This is a genomic window from Metabacillus litoralis, assembly GCF_003667825.1.
GTDB classification, from domain to species: Bacteria; Bacillota; Bacilli; order Bacillales; family Bacillaceae; genus Metabacillus; species Metabacillus litoralis_B.
Genome location: NZ_CP033043.1, coordinates 1,195,644 through 1,215,243, shown reverse-complemented (window position 1 = coordinate 1,215,243; position 19,600 = coordinate 1,195,644). Strand labels below are relative to the sequence as shown.

Genomic DNA, 19,600 nt, shown 5'->3' with positions numbered 1-19,600 from the left:
ATTTCTCACACCCTGAATAAAAAAACAGCCCATCTTTAAAATGAGCTGTCCCCCCTATTCCTTATCTTGCAACACACACCCCGTTACATACTGAAGCCATGCATAACAGCCAATCTTCACTGTTTCTTGAACAGATGAATCCTTACTTGGATCTAAACAAACAAAATCTATATGTTTAACGGCTGGTTCCTTCCCAATTTCTATTAAGCTATCAAATAATTCTGATGTGCTCATACCTCCCGGTGTAGAGGCTGGTACTCCAGGAGCAAAGGAAATATCAAGAACATCCATATCAACGGTAACGTAAATTCGGTCAACACAGTTTGATAAATGCTGAAGAGATTCTTTCACTGTTTGGGAAACACCTTTTTTTCTCGCTGCTTGTAAGGTAATGATGTTGATGCTATGTTTCTTTGCGTAATCAATAAGTGATTTTGCATTAAAATAACCGTGTGGCCCGATATTCATTATATGCTTTCCCATAACAGTATTGTCGTCAATCAACTGACGTATGGGGGTTCCATTCGCCGGACCTAATATTCGTGGATCTCGAACATCAAGATGGGTATCAAGCTGTAAGATCCCGATCGTCTCAAATGGATACATTTCTTTGATTCCTCGAACAGCACAAGCAGTTGTTGAATGATCACCACCTATCATACATATTCGAGAAGTTGGATAACATTTGGTGAGGTATGCGGTTGTTTGCTGAATTCTTTGATGTGACAATGGAATATCTGTTGTATGCATGTCAATATCACCTGCATCGGCAACATTAAAAGAAGCAAGATCCACATCTTCATCAATGTTATAAGTGCTAAAACTTTTCCACATTCTTCGAAATTCAGAAGGATATAATGATGCGCCTGAAACACTAATGGATGAACGAGAAATTGGTGCACCGTATACGATTAAATCTGGTATGTCCTGAAAGCTTTGAAGTGACTTAATCCATTGAGAAACTGATGTTGGGTTTTCATCACTAAAAGAATTCCAAGACCATTCTGGTGGTTTCAGCCAATGCTTTTTCATCTGTCTACCACCTTCACACCCTTTTTCCACACCGTTTTCACATGATTAACACCGAATAGATATTGTAATTCTTGATAGTTTTTTACCTTCCAGCGTACAATATCAGCTTGCTTTCCAGCTTCTAAAGAACCAACTTTATGCTGTTGGTTAATAGCACAAGCTGCATTATAGGTTGCTGCGGTTAAGGCCTCGGCAGGTGTTAACCTCATATTAATACAGGCAAGGTTCATCACAAGTGGCATGGAAGTAGTTGGTGAAGAACCTGGGTTGCAATCGGTTGAGATAGCAACCGGCACACCATGATCAATCATTTTTCTCCCTTGTGCTGATTGTTCGCGAAGATAAAGAGCAGTAGCAGGTAGTAAGCAAGCAATCGTTCCTGCTTCAGCCATCTTTTCGATTCCTTGATTTGATGTTTTAAGTAAATGTTCAGCGGAGATCGCTCCTACCTCTGCAGCTAGTTCTGCACCTTTGGTATTAACAATTTCATCTGCATGTATCTTTGGTATCAAGCCATAGTGCTTTCCAGCCTCTATTATTCGTTTAGATTGCTCACATGTAAAAACTCCTTTTTCACAAAAAACATCGATAAATTGTGCAAGATTTTTCTGTGCAATAACTGGTAACATGTCATAAATAATAAAATCGACGTACTCTTCTTCACGACCTTTAAATTCTTTTGGCACTGCATGTGCTCCCATAAAGGTTGCTACCAAATCAATGCTGTGCATTTGTTGAAGCTCTTTCATGACTTTGAGTTGCTTTAGCTCTGTTTCAAGGTTTAAGCCATATCCGCTTTTTCCTTCAATTGTTGTTACACCATGCTCCAAGAAGGAATTTAGGCGGGTTATTGTTTGTTGAATTAATTCCTTTTCCGTTGCCTCTCTCGTCATGCTAGTTGTAGCATGAATTCCTCCTCCCTCATTCATGATGTCCATGTAGGTTGAGCCTTGCAGCCTCATTTCAAATTCCCGTTCCCTGCTGCCACCATAAACAACATGTGTATGAGGATCAACTAAGCCTGGTGTTACCAAGCTATTTGAGGCATCTATGATTTCAGCGGAGTCTATTACGTCTCTATAAGTATTCCTCAGTTCGTCTGTTGTACCAACTGCTTTGATAACCCCTGATTCAATCCATAAGCTACCATCTTCAATAATACCGAGCTCAGACATAGCTGTTTTTGAACGAGGTCCATCTATATTTGAAGCAAGTGTAGCCAATTGAGCAGCATGTTTGATCCAGATCGGCTTACTCACAAGAATCAACTCCCTTTTCAAGCATTGGCATTTGAATGTTATGATGGTGAGCTGTTTTCATTGCAAGCTTGTAGCCAGCATCAGCATGGCGAACAACACCCATACCTGGATCTGTTGTGAGTACACGTTGAATTCTTTGATCAGCTTCTTTCGTGCCGTCCGCTACAATAACAACACCTGCATGTAAGGAATATCCCATTCCAACTCCACCACCATGATGAACAGAAACCCATGTGGCACCACCAACCGCATTGATCATTGCGTTTAAAATTGGCCAATCTGCCACAGCATCTGAGCCATCCTTCATTGCCTCAGTTTCACGGTTTGGCGAAGCTACCGAGCCTGCATCTAAATGGTCCCGCCCAATCACAATTGGTGCTTTTAGTTCGCCACTTGCTACCATGTTGTTTAAAATTTTCCCGAATTTTGCCCGTTCGCCGTAGCCTAACCAGCATATCCGCGAAGGTAAGCCTTGAAATTTAATTTTTTCCTGAGCCATTTTAATCCAATTACATAAGTGCTTATTTTCACTGAACGTACGCATTATCGCTTCATCTGTTTTATAAATATCCTCAGGATCACCTGATAATGCTACCCAGCGAAAGGGACCTTTTCCTTCACAAAATTGCGGGCGAATATAAGCTGGTACGAAACCTGGGAATTTATAAGCATTTTCTACTCCTTCGTCTTTAGCGACCTGACGAATATTGTTTCCATAATCAAAGGTGACCGCTCCTTTATCCATTATTGTGAGCATGGCTTTTACATGACTGGCTATAGAAGCTTTCGAAAGCTTTACATATTCTTTTGGATTTGTAATTCGTAGCTGAGCTGCTTGCTTCAGGGACATTCCTGTGGGGATATATCCGTTCAATGGATCATGAGCAGAGGTTTGATCAGTCAAAATATCTGGAATAAAATTACGTTCAATCATGTTATATAACAGTTCAGATGCATTACCTAGTAAACCAATTGATAATGCTTTACCAGTTTTCTTCGCTTCTTCGGCTACATGTATCGCTTCCTCTGTTGAATAAGCTTTTACGTCCAAATAACCCGTTGTTATTCTCCGGTCAATTTTTCTTTCATCTACTTCGATTGCAAGACAAACCCCGCCATTCATCGTAACAGCAAGAGGTTGTGCCCCACCCATTCCTCCAAGTCCTGAGGTTAACGTAATCGTCCCTTTAAGAGAAGAGTGAAAATGTTGTTTTGCTAATTCAGCAAATGTTTCATATGTGCCTTGAACGATACCTTGGGAACCAATATAAATCCAGCTGCCCGCCGTCATTTGACCGTACATCATAAGTCCTTGTTGGTCGAGTTCATGAAACGTATCCCAGTTTGCATAAGCCGGAACAAGATTGGAATTGGCCATCAAAACACGCGGCGCATTTTCATGTGTTTTAAAAATAACAACAGGCTTACCAGATTGAATGAGCAGTGTTTCATCATTTTCTAATGATTTTAGAGATGTGACGATTGTATCGAAACTTTCCCAATTTCGTGCAGCTTTCCCAATTCCACCATATACAACAAGCTCCTCAGGATTTTCGGCAACATCTTGATCTAAATTATTCATTAACATCCGAAGAGCAGCCTCTTGTTGCCATCCTTTTGTATTGAGTTTTGTACCTCTATATCTTTTTATTTTCTCCACATAGTTTGAATTCATTTTGTTCCCTCCAGGCTAGTTGGTATTGATGTTGCTCCGAGCTTTAACCAATGTTGCATTGCTTCTATATCGATCGAAAAAACTCGATCATTTACGATGGATGGAACAACCTGTCTTGCTTCTTCATAAAATTTCCTTGTAACGGTTGACATCTTTTGAACACCACGAAATTCAGCCGCTTGAATACTGCAAATTGCTTCTACCGCTAGCACTCGCCGAGTATTTGTAATAATTTGATAAGCGTGTCGTGACGCGATTGTTCCCATACTAACGTGATCTTCTTGATTAGCTGATGAAGGAATACTATCAACACTAGCCGGATGTGCTAATGTTTTGTTTTCCGAGACTAGTGAGGCAGCGGCATATTGCATAATCATCGCACCTGATTGTAGACCAGGCTCAGGACTTAAAAAGGCTGGTAAATCATTTAGTTGAGGATTTACTAATCTTTCAATTCGTCGTTCAGAGATATTGGCTAATTCTGCAATGGCGATCTTTAAAAAGTCCATAGCAAAGGCAATCGGCTGGCCATGAAAGTTTCCACCGGACAATACCTTTTCATCACCAAGAAAAAGTAACGGATTATCTGTTGCTGCATTCATTTCAATTTCAAGTTTTTCTTTCACATAATTTAACGCTTGCCATGTAGCCCCATGAACTTGCGGAATGCACCTAATTGAATAGGCATCTTGTACGCGAATGTCTCCTTGTCTCGTCGTTAGTAGACTATCAGATAAATAGGATCTAATTCGGTTCGCTACGTCAATTTGCTCTTTATATCCACGAGCAAGATGAATATCCTCATCAAAAGCATCCAGAATTCCCCTTAAACCCTCTATGGTTACAGCCGAGATTAAGTCAGCTTGATAGGCTAACTTTTCTGCCTCTAGATAGGCAACTACGCCCATTGCGGTCATCGCTTGAGTGCCATTAATAAGGGCTAGCCCCTCCTTTGCTGTAAGGGTTATTGGGGAAAGCGATTCTTGCTCTAGTGCTTGAATTGCTGTTGTTTTTTGACCTTTATACAGCACATCACCTTCTCCTATTAACACGAGAGCAAGATGTGAAAGTGGAGCTAGATCACCACTTGCGCCCAAAGAGCCTTGTTGTGGAATAATAGGATGAATTTCGGCATTTACCAAATCAATTAATCTTTCAATGATAATAGGACGTACACCCGAAAAACCTTTGAGTAAGGCATTGGCACGTAAAACAAGCATTGCTCGTGAAACAACTTCTGGAAACGGATCACCAATTCCGCATGCATGTGAACGAATTAAATTGAGTTGAAGGAGCTCAACGTCTTCTTTTTCAATGAACACATCACTAAATTTCCCGAATCCTGTAGTAATACCATAAACAACTTTTTCCTCGGAAACGATTTTTTCAACCGCTTTTCTGCTTGCCACCACACGTTTTAAGCTTTCATCCGAGAATCCAACTTCTTCTCCTTCAAATAGGATTTTTAGTAAAGTAGAAAAGCTTAAGCTTTCTCCATCTAGCAAAATCATCTTTACGACTCCCCTCCTGCCCTTTAGTTGATTAAAGGGTCAATAAAAAAGGGAGCTATATCAATGAAATCAAAGATTTCATGATATAGCCCCCTGCTTATCTATTAACTATGGGCACTTTATATATGATTAATACCAAGGCCAATCGTTTCATGCTCGGAGCCTTTTACTGGAGCTCCGATCGTTCCGTATAACGAGACAGCAATCCAATCTCCTTCTTGCTCATGATCATATGGATTGCCACGTAAAACCGCGAAAGAAAGTCCAACGGTTCGTAACACTGAACCTAACTGTACTTGACCTCGCGTTACACCATGTAAGGCTTCCATAATCGCATGATATAATGCATGTGATTCACGATAAACATCAGACTGAATGATGCCATTTTTCTTTGCTGCTGTTTCAATAGATGCAACGACTTTATTCGCCTCCATCGAACCCACTTTCCCCAAACAGCCCCTCCATTTGTTTTGTTGAAGGAATTGAAGCTGTTCGTTAGGATTTTCAGATAACAACAGCATAATTGCATTTCGTCCAATTAATCGATTTTTACTTAATGCCATAATAACAACTCTTTCTTTTCATCTAATGTCTAGTATCTAAAATTATCCTATGCATGTGTTTGTTCTTTGAGTACTATATTTTAAAAAAATAATAGAGTAAGAGGATTCGATATACGAAAAAAGAAAGGCTTTCACAGCCTTCCTACATTTATTTTTATGCAGTTCCAAATGATAATCCTACTTCTTTTAACATTTTTCTGTAGGCAATACTAACTCTATCGCTCTTTAAATGTAGCTCTGCTTGAAGATCAAGTGGAAGTAACTCTGGTTTTTGATTTTCTACAATAATTTTGTCTTGTTCAATTAAAAGGTCTTGAAAATCCACAAATACCTTTTCATCTTCATCGAGCGCATAATTGCGTTCCATAATCATAAACGCTTTACTTTTTTCTTCATTTACTGGTGAAACGATAAGATAAAGATCAAAAAACTCTTCAGAATGATCAATTCTTTTTGTAAACCCTGCACAAAGTGGATGAAAGACTTTATACGTGTATTTTGCATGGACGCCATGCCCTCTTCCATCTGGATCTGGTTGATAAATGTCGATTTCATCAGAAACTAGAACTCCATCTTGCTCATGCACCTCATAATCACCAATTTCAGGAAACTGACTGTCTCCAAGAAGTCCTTCATGAACGAACATAAGATGTGAAACGTCTAGGAAATTTTCAACAACCCGTGGCCCTGCTGCATTGATTTCATAAGGCCCCATTTCAACACGAACCAATTCATTGCCCACATTTTCTTCACCAATAGCGGGGTGATGTTCTGGTTGACCCAGGCAGACCCATACTAACCCGGCTTCTTCAACACAATGATAAGTAATGGCTTTTGCCTTTCTTGGTATCGCCTTTCCTATTGGCATTGCTGGGATTTTTGTGCATGTTCCACACGTATTATAGGTCCATCCATGATATGGACAAACAATTGCATCATTCACAACCTTACCTAATGACAGTGGTACTCCGCGGTGAATACATAAATCTTTAAAAGCATGCACACCTTGAGACGTACGAAATATGACAATCTTTTCACCAAGAACTTCAGCAGCCTTTGGAAGATCAGCTAACTCTTTCGATAATAGGACCGGATGCCATTGATGAAACAAAACAGGATCTTTAACTTGCATGACATGTCATCCTTTCCGATTATTCTGGAATTGTTCCTTTTACACCTTTAACAAACCAGTTCATGCTAAGAATTTCTTCAAGAGGAATTGTTTCTCCCTCATCGAGCTTAATTTCTCCTGACTGATCATAAATAGGACCACTAAATACCTCGAAAGTTCCATCAATGATTTCTTGTTTTTTCGTATTAACAGCATCCTGAACATCCTGTGGTACATTTTTACCGAATGGAGCTAAGTCAACCATCCCTTCTTTTAAACCTCCATAATAGGAATTCGTTTCCCATGTCCCATCTATTACACTTTGCACAACATCAACATAATAAGGTCCCCAGTTAAGAGTTGGATTCGTTACATAAGTCTCAGGAGCGTATTTGTTCATGTCAGAGTCATTCCCCATTCCCCAAACGCCTCGTTCAGCAGCAGCTTGGATACCCGCTGGTGAATCTTGATAGTTTGCTAGAACGTCAACACCTTCATCTAATAATGTAATAGCTGCCTGTCTTTCGGTTGCAGGATCAAACCACGTATTACTCCAAACAACTGAAACTTCAATATCTGGATTTACACTTTGTGCACCTAATGTGAAAGCATTAATTGTGTAAATCACCTCTGGTATTGGGAAGGCACCAACATAACCAATTTTATTGTTTTCTGTTAACTTTCCAGCCGCAATCCCAGCTAAATATCCGGGCTGATACCCTTTCCCTTGGTATGTACCCAGGTTTTCAGCGGTTTTATAACCAGTTGCATGCATAAACACAACATCAGGATATTTTTTAGCTACATTCACAGTTGGATCCATATATCCAAAGCTTGTTGTAAAAATAATGTCATGATCTTGAGCAAGCTCTTCAATAACACGTTCAGCATCAGGACCCTCCGGAACATTTTCTACTGTTGTCGAGGTAATACCAAATGTTTCATCAACCATTTGTCTTCCTTTATCATGCTCGAACGTCCAACCTCCATCACCAGGTACACCAATATAAACAAATGCTACTTTTGGTAATTCCTCTGTTTCTGATTCTGTTTTTGTTGCTTCTGTTTCTTCTTCTGTTGTCTCAGGTTCAGCAGGCTGTGAAGACTCCTGAGAACAAGCAACAATAACCATGAACATCATGATCAATACAAATAAGCCCATTATTTTTTTCTTCAACTCAATATCCCCCTTATTTTAAAAAAATCTATTCAATTACCGGATACACCACCTCCTTAAGTGATCTGATCATTAAAATCGTTGCTCGCGGAAATACGGAACTCCTAATGACTTTGGTTCAATCGGAGGTTTGTTTCTGTTTTTCCAGCCAACAAACATTAAGACTACAATCGTTGCAAAATAGGGAATCATTTTCAGAAAATAAGATGGAACCGGTATTTCAAATAGTTGAATACGAAAACCAAGTGCATCAAGGCCACCGAAAAAATAGGCGCAAAATAATGCGTAGATAGGATTCCAGCGAGCAAAGATAATTAAAGCAATCGCAATCCAACCTCTTCCAGCTGTCATTCCTTCTATCCAGTTCGGTGAATAGGCCATGATGAGATAAAATCCTGATAGTCCCATAAGCATCGAGCCGACAATGACGTGAAAATAACGAAAACCTGTTACTGAAATACCCATCACATCTGTAGTTGAAGGACTATCACCAACCGCTTTTAAATGAAGGCCCCACGAAGTTTTGTACATATATAAATAAAGAACAATCGTTAACACAATACTCATCCAAATGAAAAGATCGAGGTTTGAAAACACCTTACCGATCACAGGGATGAACTCCAGCCAACTTAGCTCCACCTTCGGAACGGATACCGGTAACGCAATTCCTGCTACAGATTTACCTAAATACGCACTCAGTCCCGTACCGAATAAAGTGATCGCTAACCCACTCACAATTTGATTAGCACCTAAACTAATACTTAAAAATGCATGAATAAGTCCGAGGAATCCTGAGGCTAATAAGCAGGCAATAAATGTTACGAACAAGCTTTCGGTTTCAATAAAAACAATACATGACATGACTGCCCCAATTAGCATAATGCCTTCAGTACCAAGATGTATGACGCCTGCTTTTTCACTTAAAATTCCTCCTAGTACTGCAAACAGCAATGGTGTACCAGATGATATGGCTGCTGTTAAGAGCAAAATGAAAACATCCATTGTCGTGCCTCCCTTCCTTATTTTTTTAATAAACGAAAATCACGGTTATCTTGTTTCTTACTTTTTCACACGAAATTTGCTAAGCATTTCTCCACCAATTAAGCAAAATAAAATGGCACCTTGAAGCATTAGAGACATAGAAGATGGTAGGCCAATGGTTTGAACACTATAACCACCGACTATTAACCCACCAATAAAAATCGATGAAACAATCATTGCCCATGGATTTAATCTGGCAAGCCATGCAACGATAATAGCTGTGTATCCATAACCTGGTGAAATACCATACATGAGCCTTCCTGCAACACCAGATACCTCAATCATTCCAGCTAACCCTGCCATCCCTCCGCTAATCATCATAACTAGGAGAATGTGTTTATTAATTTTGATACCGGCGTATTTAGCCGCTGATGGATTAGCACCTAATACTCTTAATTCATAGCCCCAACGGGTTTTTAAAATGAGAAATGCAAATAAAACAACCGCGATTATTGCGAACAATACTCCAATATGAAGTCGAGTATCACCTATTGTGGCAAGTAATTGTGAAGGTAAAAACATTGGAGTTCCAGGAAAATTAAAGCCTTCAGGATCTCTCCATGGTCCAAAAACAAAATAATCTAACAGCAAGAGAGCGATATAGTTCAACATTAAGGAAGTAATCAGTTCATTTACTTGATAATAGGTACGAGGTAAGGCGGTAAGTAATCCCCATACAGCACCAGCTACTATTCCGACGATGACCATAAGTGGGATATAAACGATTCCAGGCAAGTTTGGAAAGTAAATGGTGATAGCTGTTGCTCCAATTGCTCCTAGTAAAAATTGCCCTTCTGCACCAATATTCCAGATCGATATTCGGTAAGCAATGGCCACACCGAGCCCACAAAGTAAAAGAGGGGTTGCTTTTACAAGTGTTTCACTAATACCAAAAGCAGAGCCAAATGCACCTTGCAGCATTTTCCCATAAACCGTAATGGGATTCATCCCGTCGATTGCAATAAACACAGCACAAATAAATAAAGCTATAAGTATTGATAAAAGTGGTACAAACCAGCTGCTCGACTTTTTATGTGGGTCATATTCTAATCGAAAAGGCAATTCTAGTTTCTTTTTAGAACCCTGTATTTCAACAGCAGCTTGTTCAGCAGATGTTTTTTGATTCATAAAACAGCTCCTTCCTTCCGCTCATCCAAACCAGCCATAAGTTGGCCAATATACTCTTTTTCAGCTTTTGCCCGAGAGATGACGCCGTTCACTTTTCCGTTATATAAAACTAAAATTTTATCGGACAATTTCATTACTTCATCTAAATCTTCCGATATGAGTAAAATGGCACCTCCTGAAAGCTTAAGATTTAGCAACATCTGATGAACAGCTTCTGTAGCTCCAACATCCAACCCCTGTGTTGGATGTACAGCAATCATCAGCTTCGGCTCTTGATCAATTTCTCGTGCGAATAATAGCTTTTGCTGATTACCACCTGAAAGCTGACGAACAGGGCTATGTAGGTCAGCTGTTTTAACATCAAATGTTTCAACTAATTTTCTTGACCATTCACTATTTTGTTTCTTTTGGAGAAGACCCCATTTTGTACGTTTAGTTGTTCGATATGTTTTTAATAGTAAGTTATCAACTATTCCTAAGCTTCCTGCTAAACCACTTTTCATACGATCCTCAGGAATATGGGCAATTCCTTTATCTATTAAACTCTGAACGGTAGGAGAAATTAGTTGTTCTTGATTAAACATGACCGATCCACTTTTCCACGGGATAAGCCCTGTTAACGTTTCGGCAAGTTCCTTCTGTCCATTTCCTGCAACACCAGCCACCCCCACAATTTCATGTTCATGAATCGTAAAGCTAACTTGATCAATCGAAAGCACCCCACGCTCTCCTTGAACGGAAAGATTTCGCACTTCTATAACTGGTTTTCCGATTGGCTCTGATGTAACTGTTACCCCTTTTGTACGTAAGGCTCCGACCATCAATTGCGCTAACTCTTCAACTGACGTATCAGCACGATTTCGGTGAGCAACCATTTTTCCTTTTCGCATAACAGAAATTCGATCTGAAACCTCCATCACTTCTTTTAGTTTGTGAGTTGTGATGATCATTGTTTTCCCATGTTTTTTTAGGTTCTTCATCGTTTGAAATAATTGCTCTGCTTCGAAAGGAGTCAGAACAGATGTAGGCTCATCGAAAATAATGATGTCAGCACCCCGATAAAGTGTTTTTACAATCTCTACACGCTGTTGCTCTCCAACGGATAATTGCCAGATTGGAACATTTGTAGGAAACTTTAGTCCATATTGCTCTGAGATTATTTCTATTTCTTCGCTCTTTTTCTTCAACCAAGAGGGGCCTCGCCATATTTGGCCCTTTTCACCAAGAATAATATTTTCAATGGCTGTTAGTGTATCGACCAAACGGAAGTTTTGATGAACCATACCAATCCCTAATTCCATTGATTCCTTTGGCGAACGAATCTGACATATTTTACCATGTATAGCAATAGTGCCACTATCAGCTTTATAAATACCGGAAAGCATGCTCATAATGGTACTTTTCCCTGCACCATTTTCACCTAATAAGGCATGAATCTCCCCTTTTTTGACAGAAAAGTTAACAGAATCACTGGCAACTACCGAACCAAACTTTTTCACAATATCTTGCATTTCGATCGCTAGATGTGTTTGTTTCAAGGATTATCCACCTCTTACTCCGCATAATATTTTTGGAATTTTCTAAATTATCCTTCACTAAAGAGGTTCAGTCTATGATTGTGTAGGATTATGTAACAAACTAAATAGAATTTTGTAAAAAACAGTTACAATGCAATTTTTTATTCATTCATGTTTAAGAAATTATGGAAAATCCAATAATGACTAGTAGATTTGCCAGTGTCAGGTGAATTTAAATACATTTAAATGAGGTGATTTTCATGCCCATGCAGAGAACTTTTATCATGGTCAAACCTGATGGTGTGAAAAGAAAATTAATTGGAGAAATTGTTAGACGTTTTGAACAAAAGGGGTTTACTCTTTTACAAGCAGAATTCATGACAATTGATCAAGAAAAAGCTGAATACCATTATGAAGAACATAAAGAAAAGCCATTTTTCGGTGAGTTGGTTGATTTTATTACATCAGCACCTGTTTTTGCGATGGTTTGGGAAGGTGAAAACATCATTGAGGTTTCTCGAACGATGATTGGAAAAACAAGTCCAACAGAAGCACTGCCAGGAACAATTCGTGGAGATTTTGCTTTTTGCAAAGAAGAAAATGTCATCCATGGATCTGATTCTCTAGAGAGTGCCGAACGGGAAATAGCAAATTTCTTTGATCCATTGAAGCTACGAGGCGGAAAAACAGATTTAAAAGATAATGTTAGAAAAAGTAGTTAATATATAAGAAATAAGCCATTCATTCGTTAGACGGTGGAGGGCTTATTTCTTTTTATCTTGCTCATTCCTTTCTTATGATGTTTTATACTAATTCACAAGGGGTACGACATTAAATAAAACTATTAATAGAAAAGGGTGAAAAAATGGGCAATTACAAGAAAAATAGTATTACTCTAGGAGGAGCTGTTGGATTGGGTACAGGTGTGATGATCAGTGCCGGCATCTTTGCCTTGCTTGGACAAGTTGCCGAGCTTTCTCGTCAATGGTTTCCTCTTATTTTTATAATTGGTAGTATTGTCACAGGTTTTAGCGCATATTCCTACATGAAAATGAGCCAGGAATTTCCCTCCGCTGGTGGAATTGGTATGTTTTTAGTAAAGGCTTATGGCAAAGGAACAATTGCAACTGCAGCTTCACTAATGATGGCGATTTCGATGATTATTAATCAAAGTTTAGTGGCACGGACATTTGGTACATATACGCTCCAGTTATTTGAGAGCAAACAACCAGGTTTTCTTATCCCATTACTAGGTGTTGGATTAATTGTTTTTTCATTCATTGTAAACATATCAGGAAATACATTTATCCAATCTTTTACTTCCATTGCATCATTTGTAAAAATCATAGGATTATCAGTGCTTGCTTTATCAGGTTTGTGGATTGTTGATTTTGCTTTACCATCACCTCAATCAGGAGCAGTGAACCAAGACGCAGGCACTCTAAATTTGATAGCAGCTGTGTCCTTAACGATCCTTGCCTTTAAGGGATTTACGACAATTACAAATAGTGGAGCTGAAATCACAAAACCTAGAAAAAATATTGGATTAGCAATTAGTATTTCTATTATAATCAGTCTAGTTATCTATTTACTTCTCGCCTGGGCCGTATTAAGCAACCTAACGATAGATGAAATAATAAAGGCAAAGGATTACGCACTTGCAGAAGCTGCCCGTCCGGCCTTTGGTGGTTATGGTGTATGGTTCACAGTCATATTGGCAATCATTGCTACAATTACGGGAATTATAGCAAGTGTTTTTGCCGTTTCTCGGATGTTAGCCATGTTATCGGAAATGAGCCTCATTCCTGAAGCTAATTTTGGGCTTAAAAAATCTGTTCAAAAGAACACTCTAGTGTTAACAGTTGTTTTAGCGATCATTTTAACTGTGACACTTGACTTAACCCGAATTGCATCAATGGGTGCCATTCTATATCTTATTATGGATATGATTGTTCATTTTGGTGTGTTAAAGCACTTACGTCACAAGGTAGGAGCCAATCCCATTATAGTAACAATAGCCTTGATTTTAGATGGGGTTATCCTTAGTGCGTTTATTTTGCTGAAAATAAAGTCAGACTTATTTGTTGTAATCGTCTCAGGAATTATTATTACGTTACTTTTCGTTGTGGAAAAACTTTATTTAAACAGAAAAAGCAAATGATGCTTTTTTAAAAGGTGAGTTAGTAGAAAGAAGGGGTCGAAATGGTCTCATCATGAATCCTTAATCCTAAGAATCAACGATATGCCATAATGGTCTGGGTGCATAAATAGTCTCACCATAGATTGAATACCAATGTTATATTAGATGATTAAGACGTTTATTCACCTCAAGCGGTATGTAATACAATTTTAAATAAGGTGTTGATACCGCTCCTCATAAAGTTTGAAAACTCTGTAGATTGTAGTGGAAGGCGCGCAGACTCCTGCGAGAGCAGCTGGACAGGTGAGACCCCGCAGGAGCTCAGCGACGAGGAGGCTCACCGCCAGCCTCGCGGAAAGCGAAGCGCCTGGAACGGAAATCAACAGCCACCTTTCACCTCAAGCCAAAATAAAAAGACTATAAGCATACCCGGTTACTACCCAAGTTTGTTATAGTCTGGCTTTTCAAGCTTAAACTTCCCTTATAGATTTTGATGAAACAATTGTTGTTGTTAATCCAACGATTACGATGGTAATACAAGACAAAATTAATGTTTCACTTGATATTAATAGACCTCCTAGCAAGATCACAACCATATCAATACAAAAGATCAAAATCCCGACGTTAATTCCAGATCTGTCAGATATAAATTGAGCAAGAAGATCTGTTCCACCTGTGCTAGTCCCGATACGAAGCATTAACCCAATCCCTGAGCCAACAAATATCCCGCCAATAATGGAGCTTACAATTGGTGAAGCATGAACAATTCCATCCAATGGTTTTAGCAAATCAATAAAAAAAGATGAAAGTAATAACCCATGTAAACTATTATAAAAATACTTTCTATAATAGATCCATGCAACGAGAAATATTGGTGCACTAAAAACAATGATCATGATACCTGCTTTTAAATCAAACAAATAGTGCAAGATTAAGCCAATTCCGATCATTCCACCATCTAACACTTTATAAGGAGTTAAAAAAACATTGATCCCAATTGATAATAGAAGACTGCCTAACACAATAACACTCACAATTTTTATCGTATTCATTCGATTCCCTCACAAACATTTGGACATGTATTAACTTTATGAGAGAATCCTTCATAATATCTGTTAAAAATGGTCGTCATTTAAAAAACGATTATTTCATTCTATCCTTTTGTAAGTAGTATTGATAAAAATCATTACGTTCCAGGGTCAAGTAAAATCAAACAAATATGAAAGGTAACAAGAATTTTTGTAAATATTTATTTCTACTAACCGATATGAATAAAGAGTAATTTTTATGTAAAAGGTGATGGTATGACTCTAAATAGACTTTTTATTATAAAATTTATAAAATACAGTTTTGTCGGGATTATATGTACGCTCATTTATTTTCTATCAATGTTTATATTTGTAGAATTTTTCCATCAACAACCTGTTATCGGTGCGTCGATTTCTTTTATCATCATGACTCTTTTTTCATACCTGTTAAATAAAAAATATACATTTGGTGGAAAGTACTCCCATCAACAATTACTGCGATTTCTTGTTGTGTCCATCATTGGCTTCACATTAAATTTTGTGATTATCTTTACAGTTGTTAATGTTCTATCGTTTCATTATGCTATTGGAGAAATTGTGACAATCCTAGTAATCCCACTCATAAATTTCACTTTAAATAATATTTGGACATTTAAATAGAGCATAAAAAAACCTGGATGGTAAGGTGATTTCCATCCAGGTTTTTTATTTTATTATTGCGCACCTAGATGCATATTTTACACACCAGTAATACCTAAAATATATAAAACTCCTAATAAAATACAAACTCCAGTACCTAGCCACGTGAATATATATTCTCTATTTTCCTTATCAAACTTCCATTCCTGTATACCATGAAGAAAGCTCGTGATTGCTAAATAAATAAAAACAAATACAATCATGTCCATAAACGATAGAACGATATTTATTAAAAGCAACAGTAAAAAAACTCTAAAAAGCCATTTATCTATATTTTTAAACATTACATCATGATGCTCAAACTTTTTAAAAGCTTTTTTTAATTTGATACCTAATATATACCTTAAAAGAAGGTCTAAAATGAACCAGAAGATAAAAATAGCAACAACAATTATGATAGCCACCTAATTTCTCAATAAATGCAGTATATAAAAAGGTTTCATAAGATTCGTAAAAATTATCTCCTAAGACAAACCTACTTTCAATAGTAACATTTGTATTGTAATTCTCAAATCAAAATAAAAACAGGCTGTTGTACACAGCCTTAAATAAAATCATATTTGAAATCACTTATAAGTTTTCATTCCAAATTGTCGTCCTATTTTTTCCTTTTGATTTTGACACATATAAAGCTTGGTCGGCTAAGCCGAATAATTCATCCTGCCGTTTTGTGTGTAATGGAAATTCTGCTATACCTAAAGATATTGTAATAGGTTTTCCGATAGGAGAAATATTATTTTCTAAGCATATACGAATTTTTTCCGCGATTGAGTAAGCAGTAGTTGATGTAACATTTGGAATTAATAGAACAAACTCTTCCCCGCCGTATCGAAATAACAAATCGTTTTTTCTAATCATCATTTGTGCATATTTTACTACAAACTGTAGTACTTGATCTCCAGTTTGATGTCCAAACGTATCGTTCACTTTTTTAAAATTATCAATATCAAAAGCGATAAGTGTAAAAGGTTTGTTTTTTGCTACCCATTCTTTCATAACCTCGTCAAGCAGGCGGCGATTTGAAGTATTTGTTAGAGAATCGGTTGTTGCTTCGTAAGAAAGCTGTTGATGTTTATCTTGCATTCCTTCAATCGCCATTGTCACACTTTTTGTTAATAAGTCAGCCTCTCTATTCCAATGTGATTTCATTTCAGGAATACTCACTAATTTACCAGAAGAAATTTGGTTTACAACGTTAGAAAGATCAAAAAAAGGCTTTGCTAATTTTCTGGCAATAAAAATTGAAAGAGCAAGCAAACTAACAAAAGGGATAAGAATATATATAAGTAACTTTTTTAGGTGATCATACAATGATTCATAGATAAAAGAAACAGGTGTTTGCTGAACAACTCCCCAGCCTGTTTCTGGAACAACACTATATGCCGCTAACATCGTGACGCCCATTGTATTTGTGACAATTTCCTTTCCACTTTTACCTTGCATTATTTTCCCGACAATAGGATTTTCTGATACATCTTCGCCAATTTGTTTTTTGTCAGGATGAAATAAAATCTTCCCTTCAGGTCCAACAACATAATAATAAGAACCGTTTTCATCAATGATATCGTTGCCAAGAATCTCGGTAAGCACGTTTTGTTCCTGAAGATAAATAGATCCTCCGATCATTCCTTTAAAGTGATTATTCTGATCATAAAAAGGATGTGCAAGCAGCACAATTAAACGTCCAGAAGGAGCAATATATGGCTGAGAAACCGTTTGTCTTTTTGAATCCACAATTTTTCTTGTCTCACCTGAACTAAGAATTTCTCCTCTTAGACCTACCGAAATAGGGGCTATACTCCTAACAACACCACTTCCATCAATCCAAGATAAAGAATTGAAGTATCTGCTATTATTACGTAAAAGCTCAAAGTAATCTTGAATTTCATCATCTTTAAAATCATCGTTTTCAGACAAAAAAGTTGCTGTTTCTTCTAAACTCATTCTCATTGACTTAAACAACGAATCAACCGATCTACTCATCTTACTCGACTTTGAGTAATTAAGATTAAGATAGGCGTTTGTCAGCGATTCTTTTTCAGATTGATAGGATGCTATCAATAATATAACTGTCGTTAAAATAACAGAACCAGCTACAAGTCCTGTTAATAAAGTTGAAAGTCTAACTTTTCTATTTTTAATTTTCATAATAACTCCAATACATTAAAGAAACATGTTGTAGGTATAGTTTATTACGTTAAAGAGAGTATATAAATAGGGTCTCATTCCTATTAGGAACTTGTTCCTACTCTAACTATAAAATATATCAGTTTACAACTTCTAAAAATGTGATTTTTATCACTGCAAAAACCAGCTTGAAAATGAAACTCAAGCTGGAGCCATAAAAATCTACTCTATAAATCTTTTTCGAATCATTCTTATTTGTCCACGATGATTTAATTCATCTTCAAAAACGTGGAACCATTTAAAATAATTATTTGCGGTCAAATTATTCCAAAACGGAGTTGTTTCATCGAGCCAATCATCGCTTCTTTGTTGTAGCTGTTTAAGTGTTTCATTCCTGCTTTTTTCTAGTCTATCAAGATAAAACTCTAAAGGATATCTCTTAATATTTTCTTGACCTTTCTCACCTAAATCCAAACCCAATTCTAGCTCTTTTTCTTCAAGCTCTGTCGGTTCCCTGTTTTCAAATGTTAAAATTTGATAAACCTTCTCAACATTAGCGAAATGATACAGCAACATACCGATTGAATTACTTTGAGAGTCTAGGTGAAAGTCAAGCTCCTTGATGGATAAACCATGAACAGCTCTTAATGTTGTATGTCGTGTATAATTCATCATAGAAACTAACCGACCAATTTGCGGTGAGAACCCCTCTAGCTCACCAATATGATATATCTTCTCGTTAAGTAGCATCTAAATTCCCCCATTATTCTGATTCTTTTACTTTATCTAAATAATAATCTACTAATTCAGGATACTCTTTTATTTCAAGTCTTCCTTTGTCAGTTATGGTATAGATGCCTCTTTTCACTCGTTGAAACCAACCATAAAAGTTCTTGGTTAAGATGGAGGATGTTTTTGAACCTGTTCCTAATTGCACTAATTTTTTTGGAGAGAGTTCACCAAATTCAAGTAAATAGCAAGCAATTTGAATGCAATTTTCTTTGTAGGCAGTCATAATTTTCGTTCGACTGCTTCCCCCAATATTATAATCAGCACTTCTTCCTTTTATTTCTTTAAGAACTGAATCTCGTTTCCACTTCTGTTGCTTACGTTGTTTACTATATGTAGTTGGATGGAAGATCATCTCCATTCTCTTTCTATTTCCCGTGAAAGATACAATAATCAGACCAAGCTCCAGTCTTTTTATGAGATGACATAGATCAGACCATCGCTTCGACCGCTTATTATAGCGAGGCTTCGGAATAGCAATATATACTTGATCCGTTAAACGCTGCCGCTTAGTTGCTTGCATTAATAACTCAATACTTAAGTTAAGCTTTAGTTCCACCACAATAAGCTCGTCATCTTTTACTGCCGCAATATCGCAATCCTTTACTTCACCATAAACGTCATATCCTTCTCGGGTAAAATAATGTTGGATTGGTTTATATAAGTCTGCTTCTTGTATTTTTTTCTTTTCAGTCATGTTGCCACCATCCAAGTGTGTTTCCAGAGTTATTTATTTAAGTTTTATGGCTACTTTACACTAAGTAACAATTCTGTTAGTGTTCTTTTGCATTTGAATGACATAA

The 19,600-nt window shown here is 37.4% G+C and carries 18 protein-coding genes; 3 read left to right on the top strand and 15 right to left on the bottom strand.

Going from position 1 to position 19,600, the window contains the following annotated elements; genetic code table 11:
- Positions 1-54 precede the first annotated feature (54 nt).
- From D9842_RS05780 to D9842_RS05735, 10 genes are all read right to left on the bottom strand, one after another.
- Positions 55-1,032 carry an agmatinase family protein gene (locus D9842_RS05780; protein ID WP_121661680.1) on the bottom strand — a complete coding sequence of 326 codons (978 nt, stop codon included), beginning with the start codon at positions 1,030-1,032 and terminating at the stop codon, positions 55-57.
- Complete coding sequence (gene hutI / locus D9842_RS05775) at positions 1,029-2,291, bottom strand: imidazolonepropionase (RefSeq protein ID WP_121661679.1); 1,263 nt, start codon at positions 2,289-2,291, stop codon at positions 1,029-1,031. Before hutI ends, D9842_RS05780 begins: the two co-directional genes overlap by 4 nt.
- The gene (hutU, locus tag D9842_RS05770; protein ID WP_121661678.1) at positions 2,284-3,966 is read right to left on the bottom strand and encodes a urocanate hydratase; all 1,683 of its coding nucleotides are present in this window, start codon (positions 3,964-3,966) and stop codon (positions 2,284-2,286) included. The genes hutI and hutU overlap by 8 nt, the downstream gene beginning before the upstream one ends.
- Positions 3,963-5,477 carry a histidine ammonia-lyase gene (hutH, locus tag D9842_RS05765; protein WP_121661677.1) on the bottom strand — a complete coding sequence of 505 codons (1,515 nt, stop codon included), beginning with the start codon at positions 5,475-5,477 and terminating at the stop codon, positions 3,963-3,965. The genes hutU and hutH overlap by 4 nt, the downstream gene beginning before the upstream one ends.
- A gap of 119 nt (positions 5,478-5,596) precedes the next feature.
- On the bottom strand, positions 5,597-6,040 hold the full coding sequence (gene hutP, locus D9842_RS05760) for a histidine utilization transcription antiterminator HutP (protein WP_121661676.1): 444 nt from the start codon (positions 6,038-6,040) through the stop codon (positions 5,597-5,599).
- A 154-nt stretch (positions 6,041-6,194) separates the two neighbouring features.
- Positions 6,195-7,172: an aromatic ring-hydroxylating dioxygenase subunit alpha gene (locus tag D9842_RS05755; protein WP_121661675.1), complete on the bottom strand. Its 978-nt coding sequence runs from the start codon at positions 7,170-7,172 to the stop codon at positions 6,195-6,197.
- Between the two features lie 19 nt (positions 7,173-7,191).
- The gene (locus tag D9842_RS05750; protein WP_232273460.1) at positions 7,192-8,328 is read right to left on the bottom strand and encodes a BMP family ABC transporter substrate-binding protein; all 1,137 of its coding nucleotides are present in this window, start codon (positions 8,326-8,328) and stop codon (positions 7,192-7,194) included.
- A gap of 72 nt (positions 8,329-8,400) precedes the next feature.
- A complete protein-coding gene (locus D9842_RS05745) occupies positions 8,401-9,330 on the bottom strand; it encodes an ABC transporter permease (RefSeq protein ID WP_121661674.1) in 930 nt (309 codons plus the stop codon).
- Positions 9,331-9,387: 57 nt separating this feature from the next.
- Positions 9,388-10,497 carry an ABC transporter permease gene (locus tag D9842_RS05740; protein ID WP_121661673.1) on the bottom strand — a complete coding sequence of 370 codons (1,110 nt, stop codon included), beginning with the start codon at positions 10,495-10,497 and terminating at the stop codon, positions 9,388-9,390.
- Positions 10,494-12,035, bottom strand: a complete 1,542-nt coding sequence (locus D9842_RS05735; RefSeq protein WP_306821503.1) for an ABC transporter ATP-binding protein — start codon at positions 12,033-12,035, stop codon at positions 10,494-10,496. Before D9842_RS05735 ends, D9842_RS05740 begins: the two co-directional genes overlap by 4 nt.
- A gap of 245 nt (positions 12,036-12,280) precedes the next feature.
- Between D9842_RS05735 and ndk the strand changes: the two genes are divergently transcribed.
- Both ndk and D9842_RS05725 read left to right on the top strand, forming a co-directional pair.
- Positions 12,281-12,736 carry a nucleoside-diphosphate kinase gene (gene ndk, locus D9842_RS05730; protein WP_121661672.1) on the top strand — a complete coding sequence of 152 codons (456 nt, stop codon included), beginning with the start codon at positions 12,281-12,283 and terminating at the stop codon, positions 12,734-12,736.
- Between the two features lie 143 nt (positions 12,737-12,879).
- Positions 12,880-14,175 carry an APC family permease gene (locus D9842_RS05725; RefSeq protein WP_121661671.1) on the top strand — a complete coding sequence of 432 codons (1,296 nt, stop codon included), beginning with the start codon at positions 12,880-12,882 and terminating at the stop codon, positions 14,173-14,175.
- A 449-nt stretch (positions 14,176-14,624) separates the two neighbouring features.
- On the opposite strand, the gene D9842_RS05720 is transcribed toward D9842_RS05725, so the two are convergent.
- The gene (locus D9842_RS05720; RefSeq protein WP_121661670.1) at positions 14,625-15,206 is read right to left on the bottom strand and encodes a YitT family protein; all 582 of its coding nucleotides are present in this window, start codon (positions 15,204-15,206) and stop codon (positions 14,625-14,627) included.
- A 252-nt stretch (positions 15,207-15,458) separates the two neighbouring features.
- Between D9842_RS05720 and D9842_RS05715 the strand changes: the two genes are divergently transcribed.
- The gene (locus tag D9842_RS05715) at positions 15,459-15,842 is read left to right on the top strand and encodes a GtrA family protein (RefSeq protein ID WP_121661669.1); all 384 of its coding nucleotides are present in this window, start codon (positions 15,459-15,461) and stop codon (positions 15,840-15,842) included.
- A 77-nt stretch (positions 15,843-15,919) separates the two neighbouring features.
- Here the strand turns inward: D9842_RS05715 and D9842_RS05710 are convergent, their stop codons facing one another.
- From D9842_RS05710 to D9842_RS05695, 4 genes are all read right to left on the bottom strand, one after another.
- On the bottom strand, positions 15,920-16,285 hold the full coding sequence (locus D9842_RS05710; RefSeq protein ID WP_121661668.1) for a DUF4181 domain-containing protein: 366 nt from the start codon (positions 16,283-16,285) through the stop codon (positions 15,920-15,922).
- A 166-nt stretch (positions 16,286-16,451) separates the two neighbouring features.
- Positions 16,452-18,029, bottom strand: a complete 1,578-nt coding sequence (locus D9842_RS05705) for a sensor domain-containing diguanylate cyclase (protein WP_121661667.1) — start codon at positions 18,027-18,029, stop codon at positions 16,452-16,454.
- Positions 18,030-18,230: 201 nt separating this feature from the next.
- Complete coding sequence (locus D9842_RS05700) at positions 18,231-18,758, bottom strand: DinB family protein (protein ID WP_121661666.1); 528 nt, start codon at positions 18,756-18,758, stop codon at positions 18,231-18,233.
- 13 nt (positions 18,759-18,771) lie between these two features.
- Positions 18,772-19,494, bottom strand: coding sequence for a DUF2161 domain-containing phosphodiesterase (locus tag D9842_RS05695; protein WP_121661665.1), 723 nt, complete (start codon positions 19,492-19,494; stop codon positions 18,772-18,774).
- Between the last annotated feature and the right edge of the window lie 106 nt (positions 19,495-19,600).

Bases quoted from the DNA above. Each gene is read 5' to 3' on its own strand.
- D9842_RS05780 (WP_121661680.1), bottom strand. From the start codon at position 1,032: ATGAAAAAGCATTGGCTGAAACCACCAGAATGGTCTTGGAATTCTTTT.
- hutU (WP_121661678.1), bottom strand. From the start codon at position 3,966: ATGAATTCAAACTATGTGGAGAAAATAAAAAGATATAGAGGTACAAAA.
- hutH (WP_121661677.1), bottom strand. From the start codon at position 5,477: ATGATTTTGCTAGATGGAGAAAGCTTAAGCTTTTCTACTTTACTAAAA.
- hutP (WP_121661676.1), bottom strand. From the start codon at position 6,040: ATGGCATTAAGTAAAAATCGATTAATTGGACGAAATGCAATTATGCTG.
- D9842_RS05755 (WP_121661675.1), bottom strand. From the start codon at position 7,172: ATGCAAGTTAAAGATCCTGTTTTGTTTCATCAATGGCATCCGGTCCTA.
- D9842_RS05745 (WP_121661674.1), bottom strand. From the start codon at position 9,330: ATGGATGTTTTCATTTTGCTCTTAACAGCAGCCATATCATCTGGTACA.
- D9842_RS05740 (WP_121661673.1), bottom strand. From the start codon at position 10,497: ATGAATCAAAAAACATCTGCTGAACAAGCTGCTGTTGAAATACAGGGT.
- ndk (WP_121661672.1), top strand. From the start codon at position 12,281: ATGCAGAGAACTTTTATCATGGTCAAACCTGATGGTGTGAAAAGAAAA.
- D9842_RS05725 (WP_121661671.1), top strand. From the start codon at position 12,880: ATGGGCAATTACAAGAAAAATAGTATTACTCTAGGAGGAGCTGTTGGA.
- D9842_RS05720 (WP_121661670.1), bottom strand. From the start codon at position 15,206: ATGAATACGATAAAAATTGTGAGTGTTATTGTGTTAGGCAGTCTTCTA.
- D9842_RS05715 (WP_121661669.1), top strand. From the start codon at position 15,459: ATGACTCTAAATAGACTTTTTATTATAAAATTTATAAAATACAGTTTT.
- D9842_RS05705 (WP_121661667.1), bottom strand. From the start codon at position 18,029: ATGAAAATTAAAAATAGAAAAGTTAGACTTTCAACTTTATTAACAGGA.
- D9842_RS05700 (WP_121661666.1), bottom strand. From the start codon at position 18,758: ATGCTACTTAACGAGAAGATATATCATATTGGTGAGCTAGAGGGGTTC.
- D9842_RS05695 (WP_121661665.1), bottom strand. From the start codon at position 19,494: ATGACTGAAAAGAAAAAAATACAAGAAGCAGACTTATATAAACCAATC.